The 18,799-nt window shown below is 39.4% G+C and carries 13 protein-coding genes and 1 tRNA gene; 9 read left to right on the forward strand and 5 right to left on the reverse strand.

What is annotated here, in order from left to right:
- Positions 1 to 58 precede the first annotated feature (58 nt).
- Positions 59 to 2,104, forward strand: a complete 2,046-nt coding sequence (locus M301_RS11760) for a hybrid sensor histidine kinase/response regulator (protein WP_013149006.1) — start codon at positions 59 to 61, stop codon at positions 2,102 to 2,104.
- 509 nt (positions 2,105 to 2,613) lie between these two features.
- Here the strand turns inward: M301_RS11760 and M301_RS11765 are convergent.
- Both M301_RS11765 and sugE read right to left on the reverse strand, forming a co-directional pair.
- Complete coding sequence (locus M301_RS11765) at positions 2,614 to 3,555, reverse strand: GGDEF domain-containing response regulator (RefSeq protein ID WP_013149007.1); 942 nt, start codon at positions 3,553 to 3,555, stop codon at positions 2,614 to 2,616.
- Between the two features lie 381 nt (positions 3,556 to 3,936).
- Positions 3,937 to 4,257 (reverse strand): quaternary ammonium compound efflux SMR transporter SugE, encoded by a 321-nt coding sequence (sugE, locus tag M301_RS11770; protein ID WP_013149008.1) that lies wholly within the window; start codon positions 4,255 to 4,257, stop codon positions 3,937 to 3,939.
- 367 nt (positions 4,258 to 4,624) lie between these two features.
- Here sugE and M301_RS11775 point away from each other — a divergent pair, with 367 nt between their 5' ends.
- Positions 4,625 to 5,884, forward strand: coding sequence for an adenylate/guanylate cyclase domain-containing protein (locus tag M301_RS11775; RefSeq protein ID WP_013149009.1), 1,260 nt, complete (start codon positions 4,625 to 4,627; stop codon positions 5,882 to 5,884).
- A 539-nt stretch (positions 5,885 to 6,423) separates the two neighbouring features.
- Here the strand turns inward: M301_RS11775 and M301_RS11780 are convergent.
- The gene (locus tag M301_RS11780) at positions 6,424 to 6,702 is read right to left on the reverse strand and encodes a hypothetical protein (RefSeq protein ID WP_238524642.1); all 279 of its coding nucleotides are present in this window, start codon (positions 6,700 to 6,702) and stop codon (positions 6,424 to 6,426) included.
- A 771-nt stretch (positions 6,703 to 7,473) separates the two neighbouring features.
- On the opposite strand from M301_RS11780, the gene M301_RS11785 reads away from it, so the two are divergent.
- From M301_RS11785 to M301_RS11810, 6 genes are all read left to right on the forward strand, one after another.
- Positions 7,474 to 8,109 (forward strand): DUF6988 family protein, encoded by a 636-nt coding sequence (locus M301_RS11785; protein WP_013149010.1) that lies wholly within the window; start codon positions 7,474 to 7,476, stop codon positions 8,107 to 8,109.
- A 342-nt stretch (positions 8,110 to 8,451) separates the two neighbouring features.
- Positions 8,452 to 9,780 carry a KAP family P-loop NTPase fold protein gene (locus M301_RS11790; protein ID WP_013149011.1) on the forward strand — a complete coding sequence of 443 codons (1,329 nt, stop codon included), beginning with the start codon at positions 8,452 to 8,454 and terminating at the stop codon, positions 9,778 to 9,780.
- Entirely contained in the window at positions 9,780 to 12,521 is a 2,742-nt protein-coding gene (locus M301_RS11795; RefSeq protein WP_013149012.1) for an NACHT domain-containing protein, read from the forward strand. Before M301_RS11790 ends, M301_RS11795 begins: the two co-directional genes overlap by 1 nt.
- A 179-nt stretch (positions 12,522 to 12,700) precedes the next feature.
- Complete coding sequence (locus M301_RS11800) at positions 12,701 to 13,498, forward strand: hypothetical protein (protein WP_013149013.1); 798 nt, start codon at positions 12,701 to 12,703, stop codon at positions 13,496 to 13,498.
- A 92-nt stretch (positions 13,499 to 13,590) separates the two neighbouring features.
- Positions 13,591 to 14,925, forward strand: a complete 1,335-nt coding sequence (locus M301_RS11805) for a hypothetical protein (protein ID WP_013149014.1) — start codon at positions 13,591 to 13,593, stop codon at positions 14,923 to 14,925.
- 214 nt (positions 14,926 to 15,139) lie between these two features.
- Complete coding sequence (locus M301_RS11810) at positions 15,140 to 16,201, forward strand: site-specific integrase (RefSeq protein ID WP_013149015.1); 1,062 nt, start codon at positions 15,140 to 15,142, stop codon at positions 16,199 to 16,201.
- A 29-nt stretch (positions 16,202 to 16,230) separates the two neighbouring features.
- On the opposite strand, the gene M301_RS11815 is transcribed toward M301_RS11810, so the two are convergent.
- Both M301_RS11815 and ffh read right to left on the reverse strand, forming a co-directional pair.
- Positions 16,231 to 16,306, reverse strand: a tRNA-Lys gene (locus tag M301_RS11815).
- Positions 16,307 to 16,541: 235 nt separating this feature from the next.
- Positions 16,542 to 17,906, reverse strand: coding sequence for a signal recognition particle protein (gene ffh / locus M301_RS11820; RefSeq protein WP_013149016.1), 1,365 nt, complete (start codon positions 17,904 to 17,906; stop codon positions 16,542 to 16,544).
- A gap of 81 nt (positions 17,907 to 17,987) precedes the next feature.
- Between ffh and M301_RS11825 the strand changes: the two genes are divergently transcribed.
- Positions 17,988 to 18,794 (forward strand): cytochrome C assembly family protein, encoded by an 807-nt coding sequence (locus M301_RS11825; protein WP_013149017.1) that lies wholly within the window; start codon positions 17,988 to 17,990, stop codon positions 18,792 to 18,794.
- Positions 18,795 to 18,799 lie beyond the last annotated feature (5 nt).

Below are 18,799 nucleotides of genomic sequence, written 5' to 3' on the forward strand. Positions count from 1 at the left end.
TGGAGCTAAATAGAAAGCGCTCTACAATCAATGTATCTCGTAGATGAACTGAATAATAATGATGAATGATGCAAACTGCCCATCTTCGAAAACGACGCTTCCCCCGCTTAATAAGAGTTTAAAAAACCAAGAGCAATTGATATCAGAGCTGGGGGAGAGTAAGCAGCTTTATCACACACTGTTCAATTCAATTGACGAAGGCTTTTGCCTGATAGAGATGATTTATGATCAGCAGGAAAATCCAATCGACTGGCGCTTTCTGGAAACGAACCCTGCTTTCGAAAAACAAAATGGGCTATACGAAGCTGAAGGAAGGCGGATTAGCGAGCTCGCTCCTGACATGGAGCCCTACTGGTTCAATATCTACGGTGAAGTCGCCCGTACTGGTGAACCGATCAGGTTTCAGAATGAGACCAAGGCATTAGGTGGGCGCTGGTTCGATCTCTATGCTTTCCGAATTGGCGAACCTGGCAGTCACAAAATTGCCGTACTTTTCAAAGACATCACCAAAGGCAAGAAGGCAGATGAAGCGACCCAATACGCTTTGCAATACGCCCGCTCGCTTCTTGGTGCCTCGCTGGACCCGCTTGTTACTATCGATGCGGAAGGCAAGATTACCGACGTGAATGAAGCTTCCGAGCATGCGACTGGCATTCCTAGAGAGAGACTGATTGGTACAGATTTCTGCAATTACTTTACTGATACAGTTAAAGCTCGCGAAGGTTATCAAAAAGTTTTCTTTGATGGCTTTGTCCGCGATTATCCACTTGCTATCCGCCATGTTAGCGGTCGTATCATGGATGTACTTTACAATGCATCAATCTATAAAGATGAAAGTGGCAACGTGCTTGGTATCTTTGCCGCTGCACGTGATGTCACGCAGCAGAATATACTCGACCAGAAGTTGCGGGAAAAAAACATTGAACTAGAGCGCTCCAAGATTGCAGCAGAACAGGCCAATCTCGCTAAATCCGATTTTCTTTCCAACATGAGCCATGAATTGCGTACACCGCTTAATGCTATCCTTGGTTTCGCTCAGTTACTGGAAGGTGGAACACCAGCGCCAACAGAAACTCAGACTAAAAGATTGAAGGAGATTCTCAAGGCAGGATGGTACCTGACTGATATGATCAATGAAATTCTCGATCTTGCTAAAATTGAGTCTGGCCAGACGCCAATGTTGCTAGAGCCAGTATTGCTGACAAACCTTCTGTTCGAATGCCAGTCGATGTTTGAACCGAATGCATTAGAAAGCGGTATAAAATTACTCTTTTCTATGGTTAACAGAATGTGGTCTGTCCGTGCCGATCAAACTAAATTAAAGCAGGTTGTATCCAATCTACTTTCCAACGCAATCAAATATAACAGCGAACAGGGAACGGTCGAGGTGAAGTGTTCAGAGAGCGCTTTGGGACGTATTCGCATCAGCGTTAAAGACAATGGCGCTGGATTATCTGCAGAAAAACTGGCACAGCTATTTCAGCCATTTAACCGTCTTGGACAAGAGGTCGGGGTTAAGGAAGGAACTGGAATTGGTCTGGCCGTCAGCAAGAAATTGATTGAAATGATGGGAGGCACTATCGGCGTGGAAAGCGCCGTTGGTGTGGGTAGCGAATTTTGGATCGAACTAGATAAAGATGATTCTTTACATGCACATGAGTTAATTGGACTGGCAGATGATCTTGTTCTGAGCCCAAAGAATGAAAGGTCATCTTACACCCTCCTGTATGTGGAGGATAATCCGACCAATCTGATGCTAGTTGAACAAATTATTGAGGGCCTGCCTCATATACACATGATAAGTGCATGCGATAGTGAACATGGTATTGCGCTTGCAACAGAGCAATTGCCTGATATTATTCTAATGGATATCAACCTTCTCGGAATTAGCGGTGTCGAAGTCATGCTTCACCTGCGTAAAGACCCGTTAACGAAGCATATTCCTATTATAGCCATCAGTGCCAATGCCATGACACGTGACATTAGTCAGGGTCTTGAAGCCGGGTTCTTCCGTTACCTCACCAAACCCATCAAGATCAACGAATTTACCGAAGTGCTAGATGCGGCGATGACCTCTATAAAAAATGAAAGATTTTTAGCGTAAATGTAATGTATGTTGAACCTCTTATATGCAAGATGCCGTAAATATGGTTGAACCTCTTTTAGAAAAACTCATGACACCTGTAGCAACTTTTTTGAAAGGCAATTTGATTGCCTTTTAGTCAAATGTTGAACTGAAGCTTAGGTAAAGTCGAAACTAACAAATAAAAATGATTCAGCCATTAAGTATGTTCCTGGCATAAACTGAAATTGACCTAATTTCGAATTTAATCACACTTATGCCTAACATGCGTTGTATCGTTTATGTATCTTGAGCCGTTCTTTTACAAGACAGGAAGATTATTCCAATCACCTTGCTGTGAAACTGGATTGTTTAGGTACAAGTTGGTCAAGCGCAAGACTTCTACTTAACGAACTGTAGAACTCCTAACAAGAGCGCGTTAATTACAACCTAAATATTTCTCTATTGCCCAACTTCAATGACCAATTTACTAGATATTTAGCTTTGAACAGGCACTTTAGTTAAAGCGTTAGTAAATGAGTTGGTGCCAATTAAGACAGTGAATCGACTGCAATACTGAATCCGTTCTTTCCAATCCGCTTAGACTCATACAATGCAATATCAGCCTTCTTAATTAAGGTCTCCATATCTTCACTGTGATCAGGATAAATGCTAACACCAGCGCATGCACTTATCCGTATAGTTCGACCATTAATAAAATAAGGTTCAGATAAGGTCATAAGTACCTTTGACACTAGCATTGAAACTCCATCAGGGCTATCTAACTCCCATAAGACCAGCACAAACTCATCACCACCAAAGCGTGCAACGGTATCTTCTTTTCGCACTGCTGCAACTAATCTATCTGCAACAATTTTAAGTAACATATCCCCGACATCATGCCCAAAACTGTCGTTAATCAGCTTAAAGCCATCCAAATCTAAATATATAACAGTAGTAGTACATTTTTTTCTATGTGCGTGTGCCATCGCTAGAGTGAGTCTATCTACAAAAAGCCTTCTATTGGGTAATCCAGTGAGAGCATCATGCATTGCCCAAGATTCCATAGAACGACTATATTGCTCAAGTTGTTTGTAAAGCAGGCGTACTTCAAGCATGTTATAAATTCTGACTTTTGCCTCCATTAGATCAAACGGCTTACTAATAAAATCTTTTGCACCGGCTTCAAATGCTTCTAACTTTTGGCTTGGTTGAGCAGTAATTACAAGTATAGGGACATATATATCGGAATTATTTTTCCTTAGTTCTTCCATTACCTGAAAACCATCCATACCGGGCATTTTTAGATCAAGCAAAATTAGGTCATATTCATTTGTATTATGTAAGTCAACTACTGCAAATGGGTTAGTTGTTGAACTGACATGTTTATAACCTTCAGCTTCAAGCATTTGCTCTAAAAGATCTACATTCGTCCTCTGATCATCGACAATTAAAATGTGAGCATTGAAAATATCGATGTTAGCTTTAAACATAGTTAGCCCAAGAAATGAATTTCATAGAAATATTATAAGCTGCAAACTTTAAAAATACTGTTCGATAGCGCACCTAGTAAAGAGTAAACACTTTAGAGTATTAAGTGTTTATATTGAGTAGTAATTTTATTGTTGAATTATTAGCCCCTAGTTAAGCTCAAGACTATAAGTGATTCAGGATTAACGAATGGCTGGTTTGGGTCCAGGCTGTGTAAAAACGCAATAATTTAGTGATATACACGGAATTAACTCGGCGTAAATTTTGATTGTCTGCTTCGATGCTCTGTAATTATTTAATCATGCCAATTGCAGCATCAACGTTTGAGCTTTTGAAACATAGAGATTGGTATTTGCCTCAAAGCGGACATTTAAGTTAAAAAACTAGGTGGCGGTTGAAAGTTTTAGCCCAATGATTCCTGCAATAATGAGTACCAGACTTAAGACTCGGCCTATATTGGCGGACTCACCAAATAAAATAACTCCTGCTATTGCAGTACCCACTGCACCTATTCCTACCCATATTGCGTATGCAGTGCCAACAGGTAAAGATTTCATCGCTATTGCTAGCAACCAAATACTGGTTATGATTGCTAAGACTGTACCAACAGTTGGCCAAAGCCTAGAGAACCCATTGGTGTACTTCAAACCAATCGCCCAAACAACTTCTAACATTCCTGCTATGACGAGAGTAATCCAATTCATTTTAAGTACCTTTCGAATTGGGTCGTCCCATGAGAAAATCAGAAGCTAGGTCGTCCAAGCACTGAGAGTAGACGACAATTCTAGCACTAGAAATTATTAGCTGCTATGGGTCGATTTTATAAATTGGTACTGTCTGCTTTCATACTTCCAAAAAGCAGACTCGCTGAGTAATAGATCATAACTTGGGCGATAAACTCACGATATTGTGAATGAAGCGCCTTAGGTGCGCTGGCACACAGACACCAACTCAAGCAAGTGTTTTAATTATCAAGATTAAAGAGTATTTATTATTTTTCTATGTTTAGTTATTTTCGTTTTGGAAATCATTTTTCAACCATGAGTTACATACCAATGACATTAAATCTACATGATTGATAAAAAATCAACAATGGCTAACAGAATCAATAAAACCTCCATATGCAGTATTTTGTTCTTGGATATGATTGATTATTCAAAAAAGTCAGATGAAGATCAGATTGAAATCAAAAACCATTTTAATGATTTAATTAGTCTATCGCTTGGGAGTGTTGCAAAAGATGACCGTATTATTCTAGATACTGGAGATGGGGTAGCTATTGCCTATATGGGATCTCCAGAAGACTTGATGTTTGTTGCATTAACAATCCGAGACGGTGTTTTAAAAGGTAATATACATAGCCAAAACCTTTTATTTGTGCGATTTGGAATTAACTTAGGGCCTGTTCGCATCGTAAGTGACATTAACGGCCGCCCTAATATTATTGGTGACGGTATTAATGTTGCGCAGCGCGTCATGAGTTTTTCAGAGCCAAATCAAATTTTGGTCTCGCGTTCATTTTATGAGATCACATCACGATTGACTGTGGAGTTCTCGGAAATGTTTGCGTACTCAGGTGTTAAACAAGATAAGCATGTGCGAGACCATGAACTCTATTCTGTGCGATCTCATTCCAATCAAGATGTGAGTATTGGTGAGCCAGATGCGCCTAAAGATGAACGCAGATCAAGTGACAAAGTAGAGGCTAATAATAGGTTTTCTTGGATGTTCGCTATATCCAGCCTGCTCATAATTGCTGCCGTATTTTTGACTATAAAGGTTAATTCGTCACCTTCTGAGCAATCTATCAATTTAATCAATTCAGCTAACACTTTACCAACAAATATATCAGCTAAAATACCATTGCCTGACAAACTAATCAAGGACGACTTGATGCTCAACAAAGCACAGAGGAAATCGCCATTGGATGATTTAAAATCAGCAAGTCAAAGTAAATTAACTACAAAATCGAAGCTAACTTTGGTTGAAAGAGGCGTTAAGAGTAAGCAGGATGCAATAGTGCAAGAAAGTGTAATACAAGACAAATTAGCTAAAAAAGCAGCTAAGAAAGTTACTCCGATTAAAGCAAATCAGGAGGCGGGGCAACAAGCAGTAAGTAGAGTGACAAGAGCAAGCCAAACAACTAACACAGAAAATCCGAATAATAAAAATGTAGAAATTAGACCGGTGGATCATCCAGATAAGCTGGTAAATGGAGCTTCTGAAAAAGCAAATGAAAAGTCTTTTTTCAAACCCTTTATCGACAGCGTTAAGCAAGGTCAAGAAAGAAAGTGTGACCAAGGACAAATTGCATTGGGTCAATGCAACTAAATAAGTTAAGAAAACATATTTGCTTGTCATGTATAACCGCTCCAAATTAACTCTTTCTTATGTTAACTACCCAAAATATCTATTTGATTGCTTCCAATATAATATTATCTAGACAGATGCTAACTTAGAAAATAAAGACTTGATCTGTTAAAGGGCTATACCATTATAAATGGAGCGATAGTGATTACTCAGCTAATCAGCTAGCGCAAATTACAAATACTCAAAGAAAGAGCATGCGAACGCTACGCCACTGTTACAAAAGATTGTGAGCGTTTATTACCTTCCAACCAAAGGTTTATATCAAGTGGTTTTTTATTACAGATTTATAGAAGTTTAATAAGTAATCTATGAAACCATCACTTGAAAAAGAGCCCTCTAATGTCGACAGCGATACCAATTGTTAAGTCATTTTCGACATTGGGAAAGGGGAGGTTCGTGTAAGCGAAGTCAAGTCGCCGTGGTTTTATTGAATTCATTTAGCAATCAGGATTGAATGCTACTTTCAATTGACTTACCTTATATTTTTTAAGGTCGACGGCTTATTCTAGACTTTCCACTCCCTCCCTTACAGCTACGCCATCCGCACTTGTAATAAATTTCTTTTCATATACTTTATAGATTAGTTTATTAACTTCTTTAAACTCACTTAATAATTTATCACAATCCGCCATATTCGCAGCCTCACACCGAAACGCCATATCCACATTCACGTGATCTGTAGAACCTACATCTATTATTCTTTTAACTACACTAGGGTGAGCTAAGCGGTCTATTATTGAAAGCGTGGCAAGCTGCAGATAAGGGCGACTGGGAAACATTCATTAAATTAATGTGTGGGCCCAATATTAGCCGTAAGGATTGTGCATTAAAAACGGCACGTATGGGATGATGAACCCAATCGTTATTTAGAGCCTAAGGGCTTTAAGATCATCGGGGTAGAGTTTGGCAACCTATTAGTACCCACTAGGCTGCATCAATGGACGGTTAAATATCAACCTAAACGTGATGATAGCAAATGCGGCCTAGACCCATCTAGCACCGCGCATATAGACCCCTCAAATTCCATACATTATCTAATGGATACCTCTCCATTGGACACGCCCCTTATTCGAAACTCGTCTGTGCCAGAATACATAAGAGTTAATGCAGAGACGCAGAAAGATTGGATTAATTAGATTCTAAGTTATTTGATATTAGAGATTTACTACCAAGAGTCAGGCAGTCGTTGGTAAAATGCAGAAATTGAAATTATTTAGCCTACTATACCGCTATTAGAAATGGACAAGGGGTTACGAATTGATCGTAACCCCTTGATTTTATTGGTAGGGCGTGCGGGGATCGAACCCACGACAAACGGATTAAAAGTTGTTATAAATCATTGTTTTTATTGTTAATTTATCCGCCCTATCTCGCCAAGTATCGCTGACACTCGTCAGAATTGTCACGTTTTTACAATCTTTAGAAGGCATCTTTTTTACCATTAGTTGTCAATTAACTCCCTAAAACAATTAAAATTAAAAAATGAAATTAGTTGAAGTTTCAGAAATTACTATAAAGTAATAAATCCAGTTTCCAAAAGTCATTTCAATATGGATAGTGCAGACAAGCTCAATCAAATAGTAATTCGCTCAAAAGAGTTCGAAGCGGAAATGTTTCATATTTTTGAATCCATTTCATTTCCAAGCGACAATAAAAGCGACACAGTAATTGCAATATTTAACATCGCTCAGGAGCATGCTCTTGCACTGCGTGAGCTTACACAAATGCAACTGCTTACATCCGCGATGGCAATGCTCCGGCTACAATATGAAGCTGTCGTAAGAGAAGTTTGGGTACTTTATATTGCATCTGATATTGAAATTAATAAGCTATCAGCTCCTTTGACGAAAGAAAATGAACAGATTGCAAGCAATGGCATTCCAAGCTTTTCCGAAATGATGAAAGCCATTGAGAAAAAGGGCCCCGTCGGTTTGCATCGACATCTAAGCGCGTTCAAAGATAACTCTTGGAGAGCTTTAAACTCATTTATTCATAGTGGAATACACGCTGTAAGTAGACACAAGTCAGGCTATCCAGTTGACTTACTGTATGCGAACATCCAACAATCCAATAATCTAAGTCACATGTCAGCAATTGGGCTAGCTGAATTATCTAAAAACAGCTCCTTAACCATGTCTATCGCTACGCTTTATAAAAAGTATGGAGATTGCATGTTATTGGAATAGTTTTTTATTCATTTCTAAATGTCATCTAAGTGTCGTGACGACGGCCTGTCACGATTAAATTTAACTAATTGATTTAATTAAAAATGAATAAGATTAAAAGCTGTTGAAATACATTGTTTTTTATTGTTAATTTAATCGCCTTAACTCGCTAAGACCTGCCAGCTGAAGAAGTACTTGTCACGTTTACTGCTGCTATATTTAATCGTCTATAAATCGAATAAAAAATCCTATTAAAGCTGCTCATTCACTATTAATGAAAGAACTCAATATTAGGTGGAGTTATCTTTACTTTAGAGACAATCCAAGTTAACTTACTGAAACTTTAATTTATCTCAATATACTATGGCAGAGCTCTCGCACAACGACAATCCAACCCAAATTGATGGTTTTGGTCAAGTTAACTTTATTAAAGATATTGCGAATGTTATAAAGCACTCTACGCCACCCAAAGGAATCGCAATTAATGGATATTGGGGAACAGGTAAAACGAGTACTTTGAGGCAATTACAAAAAGAATTAGACAGCGAGAAAATTCTTACGGTATGGTTTGAGGCTTGGCGTTATCAACATGAGCCTATGCCAATTGTTGCTTTGTTAAATGAAATCCGCTCATTTTTCAGCAATTTAAATAAAGCACTAGCCGCAACAAAAAAAATTAGCTCAGTTACTTTTTTAGGTATTTTGGGAGCATTTGACGAAACTATTAAAGTTGCAAGTGGCGGTGTTTTTTCTCCAAAGCTGAGTGATTTGCCAAAAATTGGTAAGAATTATGAAAATGAAAATTATCTCAATAGGTTACCTACAGCAGATATTAGTCATTTACTAGAGGAAGCTATCAAATTAGCTTTAGGTGACGCCTCTAAAGGATTTAATAAAAAGCTGGTGATATTTATAGACGACTTAGACCGTTGTCACCCAGAAGCTGCATTAAAACTTTTAGAAGGAATTAAAGTTTACTTGAATCTCAATAACTGCGTAATTGTATTTGCCATTGATCAGAGACAAATTGAACGTGCTTTAAATAAAGCTTTTGATATAAAAGACGATACCGACAGCCATCATGCAAGAGAATATTTAGAAAAAATCTGTCAGGACATTTATCACCTTCCATTGCCTAACTCACAGCGTAAAGCCGATTATTTGGATGAACTATTAGGCTTATTGGATTTGGGTGGCGACGCACAAGATATAAATCAAAAAGCCGCGCAGGCATCACAGCACTGCGTAGAAATCAAATTAATAGTAGAAGCTTTCGACTGCCTACCTGCTAACCCTCGGAAAATCAAAGCTCTAGCAAATAGGCTCGCTGTCATGTTACGAGGCTCAGTGAATTTAGTTAGCAATCGAACCGTACAAAATTATCCAAATATTAAATTCGCCTATGCTTTACTAGTGGCTTCCGCAATCATCTACACTTTTCACCGCGAACTAAACGAACAACTAAACAAAAACCCTCAGTTTATTGATGATGTAGTTAAGTTCGCGATAAATCACAATTTGATAAGTAAGGAAATAAAAATTCCAATGAAAGGTATTCAACCGTCATATGATGGTTCAACTTTACTTCCCACTAACCCTAGCGATAGTAATGTCTTTCGCTTACATAAATTATTGCTCGCTTTAGATACTCTTAGAGGTGAAGATATAGCACCGTTTTTGGAAAGTAAATAATGGTTACTAACGAAGACTCAATTCAACTCAACTCAACTTCTGCTTTAAAGAGTCTAGCAGTTAGGAAGTACTTCCAGAATGTTCAGTTTAAATTCATGCGAATGGACAATTTCGGCTTGTCCTTAGATGATGAAGGTGAACTTAAGAAAGATAGGGGGATTTTCTTAGATGAATTATTTGTCACTCCACATCTGTCAGATAGACATTTGGCACCTGAGCAAGTAATTAACTCAGAATCGAAAGCTGAACCTGCTTGGCAAAACATTATCGATATTTTAAAGCAACACCCGCAATCTTTTATTTTAGGGGATCCTGGCGCGGGAAAAACCACTTTAATCCACTGGTTGATGCTTGCATTCTCTTATAGCAGTGAAAATACCACTAAAATAGCTTTGGGAGACTTAGTCCCTTTTGCTTTAATTTTACGTGAGTTACCGCTGCACGACATTAAAACTTTTGATGATTTATGGCGTGCGTTCACTGAGAGTAATCTAGAGTTAATGGAGGCATTTAAGCAATATCCTGAGTCATTCGATGTGATTAAAGCCCTTTTAACTAGTGGACAAGCCTTAATTTTACTTGATGGCTTGGATGAGATTACTAATACAGCAACACGGAAGAATTTGGGGATGGCAGTGTTAGAAGGTATGCACGCTTACCCTAAATGCAAGTTTTTGATTAGCTCGAGAGTAGTGGGCTTTAATCAACGCGATTTATTTAGCCTTGCAAATAATATAGATGATGAACTTAAAATCGATTTTGAAAGCGAAATTGAGGTCAAACCAACAAGTCTATATTCAGAGTCACTTGTAAACATTCAACCAGTTGATTCAAAATCACTTCTACCAGCATTTTACCTTGCACCATTCACTTATCCTCAGGCGCAACAGTTTGTTAGCAACTGGTACAAACAGTATTATCCGAGTCATGATGGAAATCATGAACAACGCGTTGGAGAGCTTTTAACTCGGATGAAAAAGAATGATGGTTTAGGTCGTTTATCACGCACACCAGTTTTACTCAACATGATTTGTTTTATCCACGCACGTCGTGGGCGATTGCCTGACGGCCGCGCCGAGTTATATCAACGCATTGCAGAAACTTATTTAGTTGCACTTGATAGTGCAAGAGGTATTACATCCTGTGGAGAACATCAACACAATTTTGACTACGCTGATCGTAGTGACTGGTTAAGTGAAATCGCATATATCATGCAGTGCAATCGCAGCGAGAACGATGAGGAAACTGCAATTTTAATTTCAGAAAGCAAAGTAAGAGAAATTTTAACTGACAAGCTAATAGCTCTTGATATTCCAGAAGCTCATATACAAAGTGAAATTAATTTTCTATTACGTCAATTTGCAGAACGTAGTGGGCTATTTTTACCCCGTGGTAAAGATGAGAATATCGAAGAGCGCTATGGGTTTAGTCATTTGAGTTTTTTGGAATACTTTGCAGCCAAAGCCATCAAACCAAAATTAGATTTAGGTGAATTGAATTGGAAAGATTTACGAGCTAAAACTACTTGCAATTGGTGGCAAGAAACATTTGTACTATTTTTTGAGCAAATTGAACAAACAAAGTTAGCAGAAAAATATCTATCCGAGTTATTCCCAGAGAAACGATATTCCATGAACGAGAGTTATATCAACTCTCAATTACTGTTAGCTGCTGTAGTTATGGATAGTGGTGTAAAAATAACGACTACTAAACGCAAAAGTAAAATTAAGCTGTTATGGAATACGTATGTGAAAATGCGTCACTACAGTTTCGAACGCAATTTGTTGATTCAGCGTTTATGGCAATCTGAATATGACTCCCTTGAACTTGGCCTTATAGTTATAGAAAAAATACAGGCATTGGACTTGTCCTTTGTAGAAATTAATATCCGCGACTTATCTTTTATATCTGGATTGTCAGAATTGCAAACGCTTTCATTACAGAACTTACAAGTAAGAGATTTATCTATATTGGCAAAATTAAGGAAACTGAATAGCCTTGCATTAATAAACAGCAAAGATGTTGAGATGTCGTCATTAACAAGTTTGAAACAGTTAAGAGCCCTCTCATTATTTAATATCAATAATGGGGACTTGTCTGCAATGGCAGGTATGTCAAATCTGGAATACCTGTTTATAAGCAACTCTAATATCGATGATCTCTCGCCATTAGCAGTCTTGAAGCAATTAAAATATCTTTCATTTAACCACACAGAAGTTAGCGATTTGTCGCCATTGGAAAAATTAACCCAATTAAAACAACTTGCGTTTGACAAAACCCCAGTCTCTGACGTGTCGGTATTGGCTAAATTAACTAAGTTAGAATTTCTTTCATTTGATGAAACCAAAGTTAAAGACATATCAGCACTTGCTGGCTTGACTCTATTAAAGCTGCTCTCCCTTGATAACACACTTGTAAGTGATTTGTCATCATTGGCAAAATTAACTAAGTTGCTACATCTATCCTTTGACTACACACTTGTAAGTGACTTGTCATCATTGAAAAGATTAACCAAGTTACAGCATCTCTCCTTTGACAACACACCTGTAAGCGATTTGTCACCACTGGAAAAATTAACTATGTTGCAATCCCTCTCAATTGATAACACACTCGTGAGTGATGTGTCATCTCTGGCAGGATTGTCAGAGATGAGGCGTCTGTATTTAACTAATACCCAAGTTATTGATGTTTCTGAACTTGCCAAGTTAACTGAGTTGAAAATTACTGGTTTTAAAAGTTAGTTACCAAAAAAATATCCAATTTAGGATTAACTAAACATAAATTCTCGGGTGCTAATTTTTAGATCTTTGACCTTATGTTAAGAACTAATAACCGCCTTGTATTATCGTCAAGTTTAGCTCGAATAATTCTAATTTAAACCAATTTTAGTACGTTATTTTTACTAATCAAACTTGATAACATGCTTACAGATATAACTAAAAGTCAAAAGGAATATGGTAAATTCACCATAGAGCAAATACATGCTTTTATCAACTTAGCACCACTACTCCAACAAGCTCGCTCTGAATATCTAATCAAGCTTCGTCAAAACCCATCCAAGTTAAAAGTAACGATGCCAGACCCCATTAGCTGGTCATATGCATACGAACTATCAATCAATGAACATATCGCAAAAGTTGTCGAGTTATGTGGTGAATCTTCAGCGATCATTGATTTTTCTAATGCGGCAGACCCTCAGCAAGCTGTCATTGATGCTATAAAGTATGATAGTCCACTTACCCCTGATTCAAGCACCCCAGTCCAATCGATCTTGGCACTAACTGAACCTTTGGCGTGCTCATTTGAATGTATGATCATTTATGGTCGGTATATCCACGATATTTTTGCAGAAGTTAAAGCTGACGTTGATGGTGCTATGTCTTGGTTATTCAAGGCAATTAGGATAGATCCCAACATCATCACAAGCTCTACTTTCCAAGATCACCTGTGCAGAGCTATTCTTTTAGATGATAAGGAATTTCTTAATGAGTCACAAAAAGCCTTAAAAGGCAAAACTGGATCTCAAGCTAAGTACTTAAATGACTTTAGGTTTCTAATGCAGTTGTTAAGTGAAAGCAATGCGTCCGATCTCTCAGATAAAAAAATAAATGAATTGGTTATAGATCTTGGCATTTACGCCAACACGTCAAGCGCACAGCATAATATCAGTGAGTTAATTCGTAAGCATAAAAAAATAGGCAACCATTTCAAATTCTAAAATGAGATGGCTGCATTAGCTATTCATCATGCATAAAGTTCATATCCGTTGTAGCAAGCAATTGCATGGCTACCGATGGATAAGGAATTTATATGCACTCAAGTCATAAACTCGATTTAGTTAATATTTCGCAAGGGGTTAAAGACGAAATCCAAGATTCAGGGACTGACACGCCCGCACGCGCAGCGGTGGACGGATCAGACCCTGAACTTGGATTAGATACGGCGCCTAGTAACACAGTATCTAATAAATACAACAATACAGAATATATCCAGCCTTTAAGGTTTGGCATTGATAGTCTATACGTCTCTTTTGCTGGGGAATTACATTCAGATCAACAAGCCACACTAGATAAACTTAAGAAGTATGCACAGTCTGACGATCTCTATGCGCAGTCACTAGCGCAACTTGAAATCAACGAACATCTATTTGAGGTGAAAGATAAGGGCACAGGCATGTTTCCTTACGTCTTAGATGATAATTGCTTTCGTATTCAGTTATCCCGCAATACTGCTAAATCTATGCCTATGGCTTACGTCAAGATCTCGAGTGAGTATCTAACACATAAGACTGTTGCTGATGTCATGACAGATCTCAACTCCGTATTGGAGCAACTAGGCAATATTCAATCTCAAGCCAAAGTCAGTCGTATTGATATGTTTGTCGACTTTGCTTCTAATGAAAATATGGACTCATGGCATAGAGATGCTTGGGTCACTCGCTCAGAAAAGATCAATCAATATTCAGTTAAAGGTAATTTCTCAGGCTGGTCAATTGGTATGGGTAGCGGTATGTCTGCGCGTCTTTACAATAAGACTCTAGAGATCTTAACCAGTAATAAACAATATTTAGAACCATTATGGAAACAAGCTGGCTGGGATGGTGTTACACCTGTATGGCGCTTAGAGTTTGAAATAAAACGTGATGTGCTGGTGCAATTTTATACTCAAGAGTTAAGTGTTTGCTTATCAAATTTGAATGGCTTATGGGCTTACGCTACAACCGAATGGCTAAAACTGACTATTCCCAGTGAAAGTGATTCCAATCGTTCTCGCTGGCCTATTCATCCATTATGGGGCTATTTAAGCTCGATTGATTTTGAGACATCTGGCGGGGCTTTATCACGCGAATTTACAGCGCAAAGAGTGCCATCGAGTAAGAGTTTATTTATCTTTGGCTTTAGTGCAATTTCTTCCTATATGGCAATTGAGGGCATTGTTGATTATGAGCAAGGTATTAAAGCTTACGCCAAAGGTTTATATGAACATTTGAACAGCCGAGCTGCTGGTAAGGGCTCTACCTTTGAAGAGTATGTCGAAGATCATGTAGCCCTTAAAGGTAAGCGTTTTAATACGATTGCCAATAAAGCTCAGCATTCATACGAAGCACTTAAAGAAGCCTATCGCAAGGCATCAGACGGTGAATAATTATGAAAGATAACAACCTGCCCTTACCTGCTGTGCGTTGTCTTTCTAAAGAAGAGGCATCTACTTATCTTGGAATTGGTGTCACGCTATTAACTGAACTAGCTATTCCAGCGTTCAAGTTTGGTCGTCGCTTAGTCTATGACGTAGTTGACTTAGATCTTTGGTTAGAGGAATATAAGCAGCGCGAGCGAGGGCGGGTTGGAAAGGATTTAATATGCACCAACCCCAAGAAGGAGTCTACCGTAGACCTGATTCGCGCTACTGGTGGATTAATGCAACACTCTCAAACGGCAAAAGAGTACGCCAAAGTGCTGGGACTGAAAACCGACAAGAAGCCGAAGCGTTTTTAGCTAAAATAAAGTTAGATGCGTATCGTGAAGTGCATTTCGGAATCAAACCAGAACGTAGTTGGCAAGATGCTGTAGTCAGGTTTTTAGCAGTTAAAGCAATGCTGCGTGATGTAAAAGGTTATTGTAGCTTGTGCCGTCGATTGGATACTTATTTGGGCGGCATGATGCTCAATCAGATCAACGGTGACATGATCTGGAACATCATACAAGGCGAGCTAAAGCGTGGTAATAAGATTGCAACTATTAATCGTCATTTGGCGGTCACTCGTGCAATTCTTCGTATGGCGCGTGATGAATGGCAGTGGATTGATTCTGTGCCTAAAATCCGTTTGTTATCGGGTGAGGTTGAAAGAGATCGCTGGCTTAATCATGATGAGGCTGATCGGTTGATTGCCGAATGCCCTCCTCATTTAGCTGCAATGGTTAGATTCGCTTTAACAACTGGGTGCCGAGCGAGTGAGATTACTGGTCTTGAATGGAATCGAGTCGATTTAGAACGTCGAACGGCTTGGCTAGATAAGACTAAAAATGGAACTCCGCGAGGTATTCCGTTGAATCACGATGCAATAAAAGTGTTAGCAGCTTTAAAGGGAAATCATCCCCGTTACTGCTTCACATTTAGAGGTGAGCCGATCAAGCGTGCGATTACTAATCACGCTTGGTATGCAGCCGTCGAACGTGTTGGATTAGGAGATTTTAGATTTCATGATCTGAGACACACTTGGGCATCATGGCATAGACAGGCAGGAACGTCATGCGATGAACTCAAGGAATTAGGCGGTTGGAAGTCTCGATCTATGGTAGATCGTTACGCTAAATTTGCCACTGAACATTTAGCCGTAGCCGCTAACAGGATTGATTCTGGTCAGCTTGGAAACGTAATACCGTTGTCACGTTTTAGTCACGCTAATGAAAAAGCGGCTTAGAGATATTGCACTCTAAACCGCTTGGATATTGGTAGGGCGTGCGGGGATCGAACCCACGACAAACGGATTAAAAGTCCGCTGCTCTACCAGCTGAGCTAACGCCCCATTGTGAAACTTACTGCTTAATGGGTAATTCTTGTGTTTCTGGTATTTTTCAGAGCTGCTTTGTTATTAATAAAGCATCACTTACGAAAGGGCGCAATTATGCTAGAAACTTGGTACTTGGTCAATGCTAAATTAGCAAATTAAGTAAACTTTTTATATTATTAATGCTGATCATGCCATAAACCCCGCCGAACATGCGTTTAGAGCAAATATCATTGGATATTTGCTCTAATTTTTAACGCATGCCGGGCATTTTTCCGCCCATCAAATTACCCATATTACGCATCATTTTTGCCATGCCGCCTTTTGCGAACATTTTCATCATCTTTTGGGTTTCTTCGAACTGCTTGAGCAAACGGTTTACTTCTTGCACTTGCACGCCTGAGCCGTCTGCAATACGTTTCTTGCGCGTAGCCTTAATCAACTCTGGTTTACGGCGCTCGAGCGCCGTCATGCTGTTAATAATGCCTTCTATGCGGCGAATGGCTTTGTCTGCATCATCTGGATTCATTTTATTTGCCATACCAGCCATTTGCGCTGGCATTTTGTCCATGAGCGCGCCCATGCCACCCATTTTGCGCATTTGCGACATCTGCGCCTTAAAGTCATCCAGATCAAAGTTTTTACCTGATTTAACTTTATCGGCGAGTTTCTGTGCTTCAGCCATGTCGACATTTTTATGCGCTTGCTCAATCAAGCTCAGCACATCACCCATGCCTAGTATGCGTGATGCCATACGTTCTGGGTGGAATGGTTCTAAGCCATCCACCTTTTCACTCACGCCGACGAATTTAATGGGCTTACCTGTAATGTGACGTACAGATAATGCCGCACCGCCGCGTGAATCACCATCCAGTTTGGTCAGTATTACGCCTGTCAATGGCAAGGTATCGCCGAAAGCTTTTGCGGTATTGACTGCATCTTGACCTTGCATTGCATCGACCACAAACAAAGTTTCAATCGGATTAAGTAAGGTATGCAGCGCTTTAATTTCCGCCATCATCGCTTCATCAATGCCTAGACGACCCGCTGTATCGAAAATAATGACATCGTAATATCCGCGTTTAGCGAAATCTAAAGCCGCAGCAGCAATATCTAGTGGCTTTTGAGTAGCGTTACTATCGAAGCAATCTACGTCTAATTGTTTAGCCAGTGTTTTAAGCTGCTCTATCGCAGCTGGGCGGTATACGTCAGCACTGGCAAGCAGCACTTTCTTTTTCTGCTCTTTTAGTAATTTTGCAAGTTTGGCTGAGGTGGTGGTTTTACCAGAACCTTGCAAACCAGCCATCAAAATAATAGCTGGAGCAACTGCTGCTAGATTCAAGCCTACATTTGCCTTACCCATTAACTCAGTAAGTTCGTCGTGCACTACTTGAATAACTGCCTGGCCTGGCGTTAGGCTTTGAAGCACCTCCTGGCCCTGAGCGCGCTGTTTGACTTGCGCGATAAACTCTTTTACAACGGGCAGGGCAACGTCTGCCTCAAGCAAGGCCATGCGCACTTCACGCATCGCATCCGAAATATTTTCTTCAGTGAGCCTAGCTTGACCACGTAAAGTTTTGATGACGCCCTGTAGGCGGTCGGTTAGATTTTCTAGCATTGCATTCTCTTACGAATCATTAGATACTCGATTTTACATCAACCTATTATATTTACAGCATATTTGCGCCATAATCACGTTATGCAAAACTTAATTCCTTATTTAGTAGTTTTCGTTATTTATATCGCGGTAGCTGCAGATTTTTGGCGCGGCGATAAAACAACCTCAAACTCACAATCTTTGAAGCTGCATTCAGCCATGATAACGCTTGGCTTAATCATTCACGCATGGTTGCTGTATCAAGTGATTTTTGGAAATCACTTCAACTTAGGCTTCTTTAATATGCTTTCAGCGATTGCTTGGCTGACGGTATTGATTTATTGGCTAGCTGACTTAAAACATCAACTGACGAGTTTACAAGCTTTCGTGTTACCACCTGCGGCTATTTTTGCAATTTTGCCAGCCTCTAATGCGACAAATCATTTCATGCCATTGGCTGAGTCACCCTTGTTCTTAGCGCATATTGGGATTGCCTTGCTGGCTTATAGCTTATTCACATTTGCCACATTCCATGCCTTACTAATGACAATCGCCGAGCGTGCTTTGCATAACAAACCTACACTGATCAAATTACCGAGCTTTCCACCGCTGATGGTGATGGAAACCTTGTTATTCAGAATCATCACGCTGGGGTTTGTTCTGCTAACCGTTACGCTGATTAGCGGCATCTTATTTTCTGAGCAGATTTTTGGCAAACCGATGCAGTTTAATCACAAAACTGTATTTTCAATTGCCAGCTGGATTATCTATGGCGCACTTTTATACGGGCGCTTTCAATATGGCTGGCGTGGTCTAAAAGCCATTCGCTGGACTTTAACAGGATTTATGTTACTAGTACTGGCTTACGTCGGCAGCAAGTTCATCCTTGAAGTGGTACTTGGTCGATAACAAAC

The organism is Methylotenera versatilis 301, assembly GCF_000093025.1.
Classification (GTDB): Bacteria; Pseudomonadota; Gammaproteobacteria; order Burkholderiales; family Methylophilaceae; genus Methylotenera; species Methylotenera versatilis.

Bases quoted from the DNA above. Each gene is read 5' to 3' on its own strand.
- M301_RS11760 (WP_013149006.1), top strand. From the start codon at position 59: ATGATGAATGATGCAAACTGCCCATCTTCGAAAACGACGCTTCCCCCG.
- M301_RS11765 (WP_013149007.1), bottom strand. From the start codon at position 3,555: ATGTTTAAAGCTAACATCGATATTTTCAATGCTCACATTTTAATTGTC.
- sugE (WP_013149008.1), bottom strand. From the start codon at position 4,257: ATGAATTGGATTACTCTCGTCATAGCAGGAATGTTAGAAGTTGTTTGG.
- M301_RS11775 (WP_013149009.1), top strand. From the start codon at position 4,625: ATGATTGATAAAAAATCAACAATGGCTAACAGAATCAATAAAACCTCC.
- M301_RS11780 (WP_238524642.1), bottom strand. From the start codon at position 6,702: ATGTTTCCCAGTCGCCCTTATCTGCAGCTTGCCACGCTTTCAATAATA.
- M301_RS11785 (WP_013149010.1), top strand. From the start codon at position 7,474: ATGGATAGTGCAGACAAGCTCAATCAAATAGTAATTCGCTCAAAAGAG.
- M301_RS11790 (WP_013149011.1), top strand. From the start codon at position 8,452: ATGGCAGAGCTCTCGCACAACGACAATCCAACCCAAATTGATGGTTTT.
- M301_RS11795 (WP_013149012.1), top strand. From the start codon at position 9,780: ATGGTTACTAACGAAGACTCAATTCAACTCAACTCAACTTCTGCTTTA.
- M301_RS11800 (WP_013149013.1), top strand. From the start codon at position 12,701: ATGCTTACAGATATAACTAAAAGTCAAAAGGAATATGGTAAATTCACC.
- M301_RS11805 (WP_013149014.1), top strand. From the start codon at position 13,591: ATGCACTCAAGTCATAAACTCGATTTAGTTAATATTTCGCAAGGGGTT.
- M301_RS11810 (WP_013149015.1), top strand. From the start codon at position 15,140: ATGCACCAACCCCAAGAAGGAGTCTACCGTAGACCTGATTCGCGCTAC.
- ffh (WP_013149016.1), bottom strand. From the start codon at position 17,906: ATGCTAGAAAATCTAACCGACCGCCTACAGGGCGTCATCAAAACTTTA.
- M301_RS11825 (WP_013149017.1), top strand. From the start codon at position 17,988: ATGCAAAACTTAATTCCTTATTTAGTAGTTTTCGTTATTTATATCGCG.